The sequence below is a fragment of the Desulfovibrionales bacterium genome, assembly GCA_028715605.1.
Classification (GTDB): Bacteria; Desulfobacterota; QYQD01; order QYQD01; family QYQD01; genus QYQD01.
The window spans coordinates 14773-28539 of the sequence record JAQURM010000011.1 but is presented as its reverse complement, the minus strand read 5'-3'; the positions used below and the strand labels follow the sequence as shown (position 1 = coordinate 28539).

At 51.1% G+C, this 13767-nt stretch carries 8 protein-coding genes; 3 read left to right on the top strand and 5 right to left on the bottom strand.

Features of this window, described 5'->3' with window-relative positions; all coding sequences use genetic code 11:
- Positions 1–9: 9 nt before the first annotated feature.
- From PHT49_10160 to PHT49_10145, 4 genes are read right to left on the bottom strand one after another with little or no spacing between them, the layout of a single operon-like run.
- On the bottom strand, positions 10–2925 hold the full coding sequence (locus PHT49_10160) for an HsdR family type I site-specific deoxyribonuclease (GenBank protein MDD5452245.1): 2916 nt from the start codon (positions 2923–2925) through the stop codon (positions 10–12).
- A 13-nt stretch (positions 2926–2938) separates the two neighbouring features.
- On the bottom strand, positions 2939–3937 hold the full coding sequence (locus PHT49_10155; GenBank protein ID MDD5452244.1) for a virulence protein RhuM/Fic/DOC family protein: 999 nt from the start codon (positions 3935–3937) through the stop codon (positions 2939–2941).
- On the bottom strand, positions 3934–5109 hold the full coding sequence (locus PHT49_10150; GenBank protein ID MDD5452243.1) for a restriction endonuclease subunit S: 1176 nt from the start codon (positions 5107–5109) through the stop codon (positions 3934–3936). The genes PHT49_10155 and PHT49_10150 overlap by 4 nt, the downstream gene beginning before the upstream one ends.
- Positions 5110–6939: an N-6 DNA methylase gene (locus PHT49_10145; protein ID MDD5452242.1), complete on the bottom strand. Its 1830-nt coding sequence runs from the start codon at positions 6937–6939 to the stop codon at positions 5110–5112. It abuts the gene before it with no gap.
- Positions 6940–7144: 205 nt separating this feature from the next.
- Between PHT49_10145 and PHT49_10140 the strand changes: the two genes are divergently transcribed.
- Positions 7145–8449 carry a hypothetical protein gene (locus PHT49_10140; protein MDD5452241.1) on the top strand — a complete coding sequence of 435 codons (1305 nt, stop codon included), beginning with the start codon at positions 7145–7147 and terminating at the stop codon, positions 8447–8449.
- 135 nt (positions 8450–8584) lie between these two features.
- On the opposite strand, the gene PHT49_10135 is transcribed toward PHT49_10140, so the two are convergent.
- Entirely contained in the window at positions 8585–9322 is a 738-nt protein-coding gene (locus tag PHT49_10135) for a hydrogenase iron-sulfur subunit (GenBank protein ID MDD5452240.1), read from the bottom strand.
- 575 nt (positions 9323–9897) lie between these two features.
- On the opposite strand from PHT49_10135, the gene PHT49_10130 reads away from it, so the two are divergent.
- Positions 9898–11034 (top strand): cysteine desulfurase family protein, encoded by a 1137-nt coding sequence (locus PHT49_10130; GenBank protein ID MDD5452239.1) that lies wholly within the window; start codon positions 9898–9900, stop codon positions 11032–11034.
- Positions 11035–13725, top strand: coding sequence for a UPF0182 family protein (locus PHT49_10125; GenBank protein MDD5452238.1), 2691 nt, complete (start codon positions 11035–11037; stop codon positions 13723–13725).
- Positions 13726–13767: the final 42 nt, after the last annotated feature.

The following is a 13767-nucleotide window of genomic DNA, read 5'->3' as shown; positions in this document are numbered from 1 at the left end:
GAGCTTCAATCATTTGCGTTCCAGCCTCAAGAGCTTCTCAACTATGCCCAGCATCAAATCCTTGCCGACGACAGGGAGCATCAGCTTGTATAGTTCCGCCTTGAGCTGTCTCAGTTCCGCAATGTTGTCCTTGAAATTCGGGAAGCGGAGAAATGCGTTATTGACAATCGGTGCAAGATTTTCAAACCACTTCACGTTTTCCTGTTTGAGCAGCCAGTAAATCGTGAAGGTGTTTATGTCAAAACCTGTCTCTTCCTGCTGTCTCCGGGCTTCGAGAACCTCATTGATCAGCGCCTCTACTTTTCTGAGCGCATCGAGCGCCGTTATTTGCCGGTCGTCGAAAGCCTCCTGAATGGCTTCTGCTCGTTCCCCGATGGGTTTCAGATAGGGACTGCCGTCGCCTTCATCCGTTGCCGTTTTGATGATACTGTTGATGAGATTGATGACTTTTATATTGGTCGATGCTTTGCTGTCTTTCAGCGCCTTCAGGGTCGTCTCATCGATCTTGACTGCCGGCGTCGTGGTCTCCAGACCAAAGGTTTCGGCCTTTTCCCTGACCAGTTGTTCTGTTTTTTTTGCGATGTCGCCGTAGAACCCCGTTTTTTTCCTGAAGGCATTGCGGACAACCTGGTAGAGTATTGAAAGCAGGCCGAAGTCTTCCATATGGTCCCGAAGGGCGGGGGAAGGAGATAATATCTCGTAAAGCGTTTCCAGCTCTTTGAAAAATTTATAAAATTCCTCTCTCTTGCTCTGATCTACAAAGGCATCTATTGCCCTTTCGACCATCTTATCATCGACCTTGCCGCGGGTCAGATCGAGGTACGGTCGGGCTTGTCCCTTCATCAATTCGATAAAGCGAGCGAGCAGGACATCAAGGTTGTTGATCACCCCGCTGACGACATCGGAATCAAAGGCCAAGGCCTTTTCCAGTTTCTCAAAGATTCCTACAAAATCAACCACCAGACCGCAGGGTTTCTTGATGTCCCCTTCTTCCTCGTAGGGCCGGTTGACCCGCGCGATGGCCTGAAGAAGGACATGGTCGCGCATCGGTTTATCCAGGTACATGCAATACAGAATGGGGGCGTCAAAACCGGTGAGCAGCTTATCCGTTACAATGAAGATCTTCGGCAGGGCGTCCGGCTTGGGGAAAACCTTTCTGGCTTTCTTCTCCTCTTCCGCTGTCTGCTGGTGTTTGTAAACGAGGGGATATTTTTCACTATCATTGTGGGCGGCCGTATAAATGGCCGTTGAATATTCCGGCGGCAGGAGCTTGTCGAGGGCCTCTTTGTAAAGGGCGCAAGCCTCCCGATCCACACCAACCACAAAGGCCTTATAACCAAGGGGCTCGACATTCTCACGAAAGTGCCCGGCAATGAAGGCCGCGACCTTCTCCACACGGTCCGGCGACTTGAGAAAGGTCTTGAGCTTTACCGCCCGGTCTAGGATATTATTCAATTCATCGACATCGCTGACCCCTTCCGCCTCAACAAGGTCGAGAAATTCCCTTTCCAGTTCTTCTCTGGGTACACGAATTTCATTGGGGGTCAACATATAATTGAGGGGGAGCGTCGTGCCGTCTTCGATTGATTCCGCAACGGAATATTTGTCCAGGTAACCTTTATCATCCTCTTTTCCGAAGATTTTGAAGGTTCCCTTGCCATAGGCCGTTTTGTCGATGGGCGTGCCCGTAAACCCGATAAGAGTTGCCTGCGGGAGGGCGGCGACCAGGTAGTTGCCCAGGTCTCCCCCGACAGACCGGTGGGCCTCATCCAGCATAACGATGACGTTGGGGCGGGTGCAGATGTTCTTGGGAATCCCTTCAAACTTATGGATCATCGAAATAATCAGCCCTCTGAAGTCCGCCTTGAGGAGTTGCCTCAGGCGAATCTTGCTGTAAGCCTGTTCAATGCTGATATCATGGGATTGCATCTCGCCGAGAATCCGCTCCACCCAGCCGGAAAGTTGGCCCTCCAGCTCATTGCGGTCGATCATCAGGATAACCGTCGCCTTCCCGAAGACATCCTTTTTCTCAAGAATCTGCTGTGCCGCCGTGATCATCGTGAAGGTTTTTCCCGATCCCTGGGTATGCCATATCAGGCCGGTTTTTTTCTTTTCATCGCTGCACCGCTGAACGATTTTCTCGATAGCCCTGGTCTGATGCTGGCGCAGGATCGTTTTCTGGAGTTCGTCATCCTTGACATAGAACAGGATCCATTCCCCCAGCATCTTGAGGAAATGCCCCCGGTCAAAAAATCGCTTTACCTTCTTTTCGAAGTTTCCCTTTTCCTCATCCTTCCAGTTGAAGATATTTTTCCGGTTCAGATTCCAGGTGGGGCCGTAGAAAAAATCAACCAGATAGGTCATATCGAAGACCTGCGGCGCCGTCAGCATTTCCGGGGTCTCCCGGTGATACCGCCGGATTTGAATGAGCGCCTCTTCCATCCCATTGGCTTTTTTCGCGCTTTTGGTCTCCACAATGGCAACGGGAATCCCGTTGATGAGAAACATGATGTCCGCGCGGTTTGTCTCACGGCCGTTCGTGTACTGCCACTCGGAGGTCACCTGAAACAGGTTACGCCCGGCGCGGGCAAAATCAACAACCGTCACGTTGCGGCGCCGCTTTTCGTTTTCATCGTAAATCGCCTGCTCCCCCCGGAGCCAGGACAGGATTTCCGCATTCCCCTCGATATTATTCCGGACGGCTTCCATGCGGTGAATAATGTCATCCACATTTTCACGGCACACCAATCCCGGATTCAGTTCAATCAGCTTTTCTTCGAGGACCCGGTAGAACAGAGGCCCGCTTTCCCCCTTTCTCAGGGAAAGGGCCTCCTCCTGGGGGACGACTCTCCAGTCGATTTCGTCTGCATACTTAACAATCGGGTCCTGCACGGTTGGTTTTTCTGTGCCTAAAGTCGGCGTCATGATTTCGCCCTTCTCATATATTGTCCCTGTTGATCAGGTTCACTATGACCTTGACGATGATGTCCTTGTCTTCGGGCCGGCTCTCCGCAATCATAAGGGTCAGAGCGACGAGGGTATTGTCGCCTATCCGCTTGCGGCCGTCACCAGCGTAAAGAATTCCGCTGGCATCCAGAAACCAGATGAACAGGAATGCCCCGATGCGCTTGTTTCCGTCAATAAAAGAGTGATTCTTGACCACGAAATAGAGAAGGTGAGCGGCCTTTTCTTCGATGCTGGGATAGGCCTCTTTCCCGTCGAGCGTCTGGTAGATCGCGCCCAGGGAGCCTTTGAACGATTGATCTTTTTCCCGTCCGAATAATGCAACGGGCCGCCCCTTTTTCATCGATTGTTCTCCGAGCTTGTCAATAGCTCTCCTCGCTGCTTCGTAGGTCAGGGCAAAAGGGGTCTTTTCGGTGGTATGCCGGATTTTCAACTGCCGGTGATCGTACTGATCCAGGAGCGATAAGGCATACGAGTAATCCGTGATCACCTGGAGAAGTCCAGTGGCTTCATCGCGGGCCAGTTCCCGGCTTTCCATGACCCGCTGCATCAGGCTGACTGTCTTCTGCAATTCCAGCAGGCGGACATTCTGTTCCTTTAGCCGCTTCTCATTGAGCGAATAGCCTTTCAGGATATGATCTTTGAGGACCTGCGTGGCCCAGATGCGGAACTGGGTGCCGCGTTTTGAGTTCACGCGGTAACCAAGTGAAATAATGACATCCAGATTATAGTAAACTACCGGTTTATCGGAATCAGCAATGTGCATTTTTTGCACATTGCTTTTTTTATCCAATTCCCCGCTCTTGAATATATTGCTCAAGTGCTTTGTGATGACGGACCGGTCCCTGTCAAAAAGGATGGACATCTGACCTTGATTCAACCAAAGGGTCTCTCCGCTCAGGTTGACGTCAAGGGCAGTCTTGCCGTCCTTGGTACGATAGATGACTATTTCGCCTTTGGATTCTTCCTTCATGCGCTTACCTCGGACACATCAATGTCCAGATCCTTCACCCGAATCTCGCCGGTCATCAGCTTATTCAGCATGGTTTTGAAGAGGTCTTGCAGAGCGGATTTCTTTGCGGTGTGGATCTCTATTGTTTCGTCGATGATCATCAGAACACGAGCAATTTCTTTTTGTTCTTCTATATCGGAACTCAACATAATGTTGATTTCTTCAAATTTGCCCTTGCTCAAAATTGGCACAGGACTTGGGGATGCAAAGGAGGCAATATATTCAGATTTGTAATCCATAAGATACGTCACAAAGTAGGGATCGTAATCATTATTCACGATAACAGAGTTGATTTGTTGATTTGTTGTCGTCTTTTCCTCGACAGTAATACCTACCTTGCCAATGGTTGATCCTATGCAGACGAAACAGACAGATTCTTTTGGTAGTAATCGCGATACTTCCAATCCTTTATCCGTTATTTTTTTCTCAGTTTCGTAAATTCTCGTCGTCTTTCCAATATCATTAGGCGCAATGAACTGATAATGACCACCTTGATAATATTCTTTATGTTTTGTTGGCGGCGTTGTTCCGGTTACAATCTTACCGATGTCACCTATTTTTCCAATAAGCCAACTCTCCGGCATTGGCCCGATCTCTGTTTCTTTCAGCTTTTCTCCGCGCAGACCGTGAGTAAAGACATGATGCAGGGTGGATTTTTTCAGCTCCCGCGTCTTCTCGACAATGGATTCCTGAACCTCAATCGCTTTTTGAATCTTGAAGAGAACAGCGGCGATTTTTTGCTGCTCAAGAATTTGGGGAACAGATACCGAGGCTTCATGAACAAGGTTTCTATTTAAAGTGGGAACGCTTACTCCTGCTGCGTATTTACCAAAATTGAATGATTGGAAAAAATAATGAACGTAAAATAGATTATTTCCATGAAAATCTTCGACATATAACCCTGTGTTCAATGGCCAATAATCATCCCCGACATAATATGAAATGCCAATTGAACCACTTCGGCCAGTCACTACACCCGGACCTTTAACTTTAGCTTCATTGTGATAACCAACAATGCCATTTGACCCAACAATTGGTATAGAACCCTTCTTGCGATCTTGAATAGGTAAATCATAACCTCTGTGTAATGTCGCAAATTCTGCAAAACTCTTTACAGGCCAACTCTCAGGCATTTACCCTGTCTCCTTTTCGTAACTGAATTGCACCTTTTTAAAGATCGTTTGCAAATCGGCATTCACCACCTCAGTCTTCTTTTCCAAAGCATCCAATTCTTCCAGAATTTCCGGAATCGGCCGGTAGGTTTTTCCTTCATTCACATCCACATACCTTGACGGCGACAGGTTAAAATCGTTTTCTGCCGCCTGCGCTGTCGTGATGACTTTGACGAACTTTTCGACATCTTCCCCTTTGATGAAGGCATCGGCGATCTTGCGGACATTCTCATCGGGAATATAATTTTTCGGCCTGCCTTTCTTGAATTCCCGTCCGGCGTTTACCAGGATGATCTTCCCCTGCCGCGCCTTCGGTTTCGCCTTGTTGAAAATGATGATGATTCCGGCGGCGGTGGTGTTATAGAAAAGGTTATCGGGCAGGAGGATTACGCCTTCAATCCAATCGCGCTCGACAAACCTCTGGCGGATTTTTTTCTCCCGGTCCTCGCTTTTACTGCCGCTGCCGCGCGTGACGGCGCCCGTGTCAAGGACAATGGCGGCGCGGCCATGGGTATTCAGCGATGCGACCGTATGCTGTAACCAGGCCCAGTCGGCCTTGCCGGTGGTAACACCGCCCTGGGCTTCAAAGCGTTCGAAGGGATTATTTTCATAAATGGCCGGATCAAAAGGCTGGTTCCACATGGGATTGGAAACGACGATGTCGAATTTCTTCAGACTGGAATCGGAATCCTTGAATTTCGGATTGGTCATGGAGTTGCCGCGGACGATCTCGCCTTCCATGTCATGAACGACCATGTTCATCCGGGCAATGGCATAGCTGGAGCCGGTCAGCTCCTGCCCATAGAGTTTCAGCGGCCTCTGCACCTTGATCTCACGTTCCTGTAAAGCGAGTTCGCATTTGATTAAGAGGCCCGCGGAGCCGCAGGCAAAATCGTAAACCTCTTCTCCCTGGCGGGGGCGCATTATATAGGCCATCAGCCATCCCACCTCCGTAGGCGTGAAGAATTCACCGGCGCTCTGTCCCTGGCCTTCGGCAAATTTGCGCAAAAGATATTCATAGGCGCGGCCTAGGAAATCCGGCTCCACATCGTACAGTCCCAAGCGGTAGCGGGGATCGGAAAGGGCCTCGATCACGCCGGACAACGCCGCGTCGCTGATTTCCCGCTCCCCGCTGCGGGTCTCATTGTAATCCACGATGTCGATGACGCCCGTCAGGGATGGATTGGTCTTCGCGATCGCACGGACGGCCATCGTGAGCTGTTCACCCAGTGTTTTTGGTTTGCGGTCTTCAGGCCAGTCAAACTTTTCCCGACCGCTGACCACCGGCCAGCGCGCCTCGGCGGGAATATAAAACCGGACCAGTTGATGATCGGCTTCGATGATTGTCAGCGCTGTTTCCTCGTCTCCGTAAGTTTCGGCAAGCCGTTCAACTTCATCCTCAAAGACATCAGACAAGCGCTTGATAAAAACAAGGGGCAGGATGTAGTCTTTGAACTTCGGCGCGTCTTTTTCACCGCGGATGGAACAAGCGGCGCTCCAGAGCATCTGTTCCATAGACTTCGTACTCAAAACATCCTCCTTGGACAGTTTCCGGCGTCGATTCTTATGATTGATGCCAATATCCCCTGCGCTCTCCAGGTCGAAGCCCGACTCTTCTATTAACTTTAAAATAGCTTCCCTGGCCTTTCCGCGGGGCGATATCTTCTCGTTTTCCCAGCGGTTCACAGTGGCAAAAGAAACGTTTAGTTTTGCCGCTAATTCTTCCTGACTAAGATTCAATCTATTTCTGAGCTCTTTGACGACCTTACTTATATCCTTGCTATCGAGCATAACAACCTCCGTGACGGTGATTATGCTATAGCATTTATAACATTAGCAAGTCAAGGGCTATTTTTCAATTCATCCCACTCTAATTATTTATTGCATAATCTCCTATCGATGTCCGAGCGCTTATCATTGACAAACCATCCGGAATATGAAACTCTTGCCCCGGTTATGCCTTATCCATTCCCGTCAGGAACCTTGAGAACCGGCAATGAATAAAAAACCAGCGGCAATCAATATCATCTGGCTTTTTCTGATCCTTCTGTCCGTGGTGGCGGCGGCCTATAGCGGAAGGATGAAAGAGACCCTGGATGCCTCTTTTGAGGCGGCCAAGGGCGCGGTGGAATTGGCCATTGGGTTGGTGGGCATTATGGCCCTCTGGCTGGGATTAATGAAGGTGGCCGAGGTCGGGGGACTGCTTTCTCTGGTGGCCAGGGCAGTGCGGCCGGTAATGGTGCGGCTGTTCCCGGAGGTGCCGCCCGGTCACTCTGCCATGTCGGCCATGATCATGAATATCTCGGCCAATGTCCTCGGCTTGGGCAATGCCGCCACGCCGATGGGCATAAAGGCCATGATGGAGCTTGACAAGCTCAATCCGAATAAAGGGCAGGCAACAAACGCCATGGCCCTTTTCCTGGCCATAAATACCTCCAGCGTCACTATCCTGCCCCTTGGAATAATCGGGGTGCGGGCGGCCGCCGGGGCGGCCGATCCGGCATCCATTATTATCCCTACGCTTATTGCCACTATTTGCTCGACTACGGTAGCTATTGCCATGGCCAAGGTCCTGGCCCGGCGTAGCGAACCGGAGGGATACGCGGTAGATCTCGTTGTTCATCCCGGGGATGCCTCAGATTCTTCAGGAGGAGAAACGCCTGAAAAAACGGATCTCTCACCGCCCGGCCGTCTGGGCAAGGTGGTGGCCATCTCCATCATGGCGGCCATAGTCAGCGCCTTCATCTATCGGCTTACCAGGGACGGCGACGCCCTGGCCCTGGGTAAAGAGGTCATTACCTATTGGCTGGTGCCTCTTATCATGTGCGGACTTTTACTCTTTGGCTATATGCGCGGGGTCAGGGTTTACGAGGCGGCCACGGACGGGGCCAAGGAGGGATTTCAGGTAGCCATTCGCATTATCCCGTTTCTGGTTATGATCCTGGTGGCCATCGGCATGTTCCGGGCCTCCGGGGCATTTGATGTATTGGTCAGGATACTGGAGCCGGTTACCGCTCTGATCGGTATGCCGGTCGATGCCCTGCCGGTGGCCCTCATGCGGCCGCTTTCCGGGACCGGCGCTTTTGGTCTGGTCAGCGAGGTGGTCAGCCGTGACCCGAATGGTTTTACATCTTTTCTGGTTTCAACCATGCAGGGATCTACGGAAACCACCTTCTATGTGCTGGCTATTTATTTCGGCGCCATAGGGGTTACCCGGATACGCCATACCCTGGCGGCCGCTCTCACGGCCGACGTTGCCGGTATGGGCGCTGCCCTGGCTGTCTGCCATCTTATGTATTGACGGCTTCGTAAAAAGTCCATTTGCTACGAAATAGCGATCAGCCATCAGCTATCAGCGGTCAGCTTAAAGCGCCATTCCAGTTTCTGAAAGCTGAATGCTCCGCCCGGCATTAGGCCGGATAAAAACCAAGAAATTTCAAATCTCAAATTTGAGATTTGAAATTTCTTTTTTCAGCACGGCTGGAATCTTGATACGCTGTTCCTTTTCCATGGCCAGTAAGTATTTGGATATATACTCTACGTCAATATCCATTACTTCACTGATGTGCGTGAGGGTTACGGGGTTTTCTTCGATGAGGACGGAGAGCCAGTTTTTGATGTATTCGTCCCGGCGGGCGGCCCCTGAGGATGGACATAGTCTTTTCTTTCCGGTTTTCCTGGAGTTCACCTGACTAAGCCCGGCGGCAACAAGGCCCCGGATTCTTTTGGTCTCAAGATTGTTTTGTAACGTTCTGAGTTTTTCGCGGGCCACTTTGTTCAGATGTAATGGACCCAGGGATATTATCTTCTCTGTAAATTTTCCGGCTATGTCATGCAGTCCTCTGCCTTTTATAGCCGGGATCCTGTCAAGGCATAATCTGTCTGTTTGTATGTGTGCCGCAGCAAGTACGGCGGTTATCTCGCGGAATCTTTCAGCGCCGGAGTCAGTCTCTGTCCGGCTGCGGCAGTAATCCGGAGGGCATTCCAATATCAGGACGCCGTCAAAATTGGCCAGGAACGGCTCCAGCATTATCTCCGGCTCAATCCGGTATGAACAAGTCACCTTGACTAAGCGGATATCAACCGGCGCCCGGCCTCTTAAGCGTTTCATTAAGTCCAAAGGATGGCCGGTACATGTAAAAGTCAGTATGCGGGGTTCAAAACCGGATGTCACTTGTTGCCCTGCCTTCTCTTATACTCCATCTTTATAAGTTGCCATTTCTATGCCAACCCCTGCGTTTATATATAACTAGTTGGTTATATTATATATTTATTTGCAGCCTGTTTTCCCAAGACATTATTTTTGGGTAAATACTCCGCAGGGTAACGCAAAATGCCCCTTTTTAGGGATGTATCAAGGATGTCCTTGATACACCATCGAAATGTTGATAGAGAGCAATCGGTGATCTCCGATTACCAGGCCGCCGGGTTCAAATCCGAATATCGAATATCGAAATCCGAAACAAATTCAAATGTCCAAATTCCCAATGTTCCAAACAGCAGCGACGCCGATTGTTTTGGATTTGAATTTTAGTGATTAGATATTGTTTCGAGATTCGTGCTTCGGATTTCGGATTTGAAATAACCGCTGCACAGCAACCATAGTGTGTTTACGGTCAAGAGCTAACTCGTACGAAGATAGGCGGTGGATTCAAGGATGTCGTTTATTCTTGACTCTATGTGTTACAGTCAATAGTATGAGTGGCGTAATGGGATTTTCCGAGTTTCCGGTACAGGCAGGGAATTGTATTGATCTACCTTGACTACAACGCCACTACCCCGGTTGACCGCGAAGTAGCTGCGGCCATGCTGCCCTTTATGGAAGAGAAATGGGGCAATCCCGGCAGTTCGCACCAAATGGGCCGGGAGGCCCGGGCGGCGGTGGAAACTGCCAGGGGTCAGGTTGCCGGCCTCCTTGGGTGCAGGCCGCAAGAAGTGGTTTTTACCAGTGGGGGTACGGAATCCAATAACGCCGTATTGAAGGGCGTAGCTCACGCCCTGCGCAAGAAGGGAAAGCATATCATTACCTCGGGGATTGAGCACCCTTCCATCCTGCAGCCGGCTATTTTTTTGATGGAGAATGGCTGGGAAGCCACCTTTCTTCCCGTAGATAGCTATGGCATGGTTGATCCGGATGATGTCCGCCGGGCGCTACGCAAGGACACCGTTCTGGTCAGTATCATGCACGCCAACAATGAGACCGGAACTATCCAGCCCGTGGCTGAGATAGGGGCGATGGCGCGGGAGCATGGTGTTTACTCCCATAGTGATGCCGCGCAGTCCGTAGGAAAGGTCGAGACTTACGTTGAAGATATGGGCGTAGATTTTCTGACCGTAGCCGGCCACAAGGTTTATGCGCCTAAAGGGATCGGCGCCCTCTATATACGCGAGGGGGCCGCGCTGGAGCCGCTCCTGCATGGCGCGGGACAAGAAGGGGGCCGCCGCGCCGGCACGGAAAATGTTGTCCTGGCGGTGGCCCTGGGTGCGGCCTGCGCGGTTGCCGCCCGGCGGCTGCATGATGAGGCAGGCCGGCAAAGGAGACTGAGGGATCAACTCTTTGAAAAAATCGCCTCAGAGATTCCGGACGCAGTGCTCAACGGGCATAAGGATAAAAGACTCCCCAATACCCTGAATATCGCCTTCCCCGGCCTGTCCGGCGGGGAAATACTGGACGGTATCCCCGGTCTATGCGCCTCTACCGGCGCGGCCTGTCATGACCGTTCGGTTACCCTGTCACACGTCCTGGCCGCCATGGGGGTATCCAGGGAAGTTGGGATGGGGGCTATACGCCTGACCGTGGGCCGATATACAACCGAAGAGGAGATTTACCGGGCCGTTTCCTGGATCGTGGCCGCGGTCAAAAAAACAAAAAAAAGGAGCTATTAGGTGGAGAAAACAAGGCGTCTTCTTATTATAGCGGCAGTGGTCGCATTCCTGGCCCTGATCTTTGGGCAGACGGCGGCAGCCCTTTATACGGACTGGTTGTGGTTTGAGTCCCTCGATTTTTCTCTGCTCTTTACCCGGATATTCAACATCCAGGCCCTGTTGGGGCTGGTCTTTGGTCTGGTCTCCGGCCTGCTGTTTTATCTGAACGGGGTTTTTGCTCAGCGCTGGGGCGGACCGGCGGTCTTTGGCTCCGGTGAGTATCTACAGTTTTCGGCCATGGATCGCCTGTCAGAAAAGATCCCCTATCTTTTGAAAGGCGCGTCCATTCTGATAGGTGTAGTAATGGCCTTTTATGGGGCGGCTCAGTGGGAGGCTTTTCTCAGTTTCTTTTACGGAGTCCCATTCGGCAAGAGCGACCCGCTTTTTGGACATGATATCGGATTTTATATCTTTAAGTTGCCGTTTATCGAATTTTTGTTCGGGTGGCTGTTCAGACTCCTGTTTGTAATGTTTTTAGCTGCCCTGGGAATCTTCGCCCTCCGCCTGCAGATTGTGCTGTCGCCGCAAGGCGTCGATTTCCGGCTGCCGGCCAAGAGATATCTGGTCCTGTTTGGCGCGCCGTTTTTTGTTATTATAGCCGGTTATTTTTTCCTGGCACGGTACGACTTGCTCTATGCAAGCCGCGGCGTCGTCTTCGGGGCCGGTTATGCAGATGAAAACGGGCTTCTTCCGGCCTTGAATGTAATGGTCGCGATTTCCCTGGGCACAGCCGGCGCTTTCTTTTACAACTTCTTTCGCTATAATGTTAAGGCCATCTACGGCACGCTGGCCGCCTTTGCCGGCATCTACCTCCTCGGTATCCACATCTACCCCATGGCCCTCCAGCGCCTGGTGGTGTTGCCGAACGAGATAGCCAAGGAAACCCCATACCTCATGCGTGATATAGCGGCTACGCGCGCCGGGTACGGCATTACGAGTGTCGAGGAGCGTGACCTTTCCGCCGCCGCATCCTTGACGCCGGACAGCCTGGCCAGAAACGACCTGACCATCAAGAACATACGGCTCTGGGATCACCAGCCTTTGCTTGAGACGTATGGCCAGATACAGGAGATACGGACTTATTACAAGTTCCTGTCTGTGGATAATGACCGCTACTATATAAACGGCGAATACCGTCAGGTCATGCTTTCGCCGCGGGAGCTTTCCTATGACGATCTCCCCAGCCGGGTGTGGATTAACGAGCACCAGATTTATACCCACGGTTATGGGCTGACCCTGGGCGTGGTTAATCAGGTGACCCGGGAGGGGCTGCCGGCGCTCATGATTCAGGATATCCCGCCGGTTTCCAAGACCAATCTCAAGGTGGACAGGCCTGAGATATACTTCGGAGAGATTGATAACGACTATGTCTTTGTCAATACCAGGCTTAAGGAATTTGATTATCCTTCCGGGGAACAAAATGTATTCGCCCGCTACGAGGGCAGGGACGGGATCACAATAAATTCAGTATTGGACAAGGCCTTGTGGGCGTTTCGGTTTGGTTCTTTGAAGATACTTCTTTCCACGGATATAACACCCGGAAGCCGCATTCTGTTTGACCGCGATGTCTATTCGCGGGTAAAAAAACTGGCCCCTTTCCTCCGGATAGATCGTGACCCATATATGGTAATTTCCGGCGGCAGGCTTTATTGGCTTATAGACGGTTATACCTCTTCCGATCTGTATCCCTACTCCAGACGGGTGAAAGGCGGAGATAATTATATACGCAACTCGGTAGTGGCCGTGGTCGATGCTTACAATGGGAATGTGGAATTTTTTATCAAGGATGCCGGCGACCCGATAATTCGCACCTATGCCAGGATATTCCCCGGTGTATTCAAGCCTCTTTCCGCCATGGATGCCGATCTTCAGAATCATCTCCGCTATCCGCACTGGTTGTTCCGCACCCAGGCAAGCATATATGCCACATATCACATGACAGAGCCCCAGGCCTTTTACAACAAGGAGGATCTGTGGGAAATACCGGGCAGCTTACGCGCCGAGAATATCCAGATGGAGCCTTATTATACCATCATGCGGCTTCCGGGCGAGAACAAAGAAGAGTTCATCCTCATGACGCCGTTTAATCCCAGTAAGAAAGATAACCTGTCCGCCTGGATGTGCGCCAAATGCGATCCCAAAGAGTATGGAAAGTTGGTAGTTTATCGATTTCCCAAACAGAAACTCATATACGGACCACGACAAATCGAGTCCAGAATCAATCAGGAGCCGGAGATTTCCCGGCAGCTTTCGCTTTGGGATCAGCGAGGCTCAAACGTTATCCCCGGGACGCTTCTGGTTATTCCCGTCGAGGAGTCATTGATCTATGTGCAGCCCATATATCTCAAGGCCGAAACCGGACAGATACCTGAATTAAAGCGTATTATCGTAGCCTACGAAAACTCTATAGCGATGGAAGAGACACTGGAGCAATCTCTGGCCAGGGTCTTTGGATCGGGATTTTCCAGGACAGTCCAGGCGTCGGCATCCGTCCCGTCCGCAGCCGAAGAGCGGCCTTCTGAGCTTGGGGAGTCGGCCTGGCGTCATTTTGAAAGCGCCCGGCGCTATCTGAAAGAGGAAAATTGGTCCGCCTACGGTGAAGAACTAAGGAAATTGGGGGATGTGCTGAAAAGGCTCAAGGAGAAGAAATAAAACAGGCAAGATAGGTAAAAGCTTAAAGCTGAAAGGGCTTGT

Bases quoted from the DNA above. Each gene is read 5' to 3' on its own strand.
- PHT49_10160 (MDD5452245.1), bottom strand. From the start codon at position 2,925: ATGACGCCGACTTTAGGCACAGAAAAACCAACCGTGCAGGACCCGATT.
- PHT49_10155 (MDD5452244.1), bottom strand. From the start codon at position 3,937: ATGAAGGAAGAATCCAAAGGCGAAATAGTCATCTATCGTACCAAGGAC.
- PHT49_10150 (MDD5452243.1), bottom strand. From the start codon at position 5,109: ATGCCTGAGAGTTGGCCTGTAAAGAGTTTTGCAGAATTTGCGACATTA.
- PHT49_10145 (MDD5452242.1), bottom strand. From the start codon at position 6,939: ATGCTCGATAGCAAGGATATAAGTAAGGTCGTCAAAGAGCTCAGAAAT.
- PHT49_10140 (MDD5452241.1), top strand. From the start codon at position 7,145: ATGAATAAAAAACCAGCGGCAATCAATATCATCTGGCTTTTTCTGATC.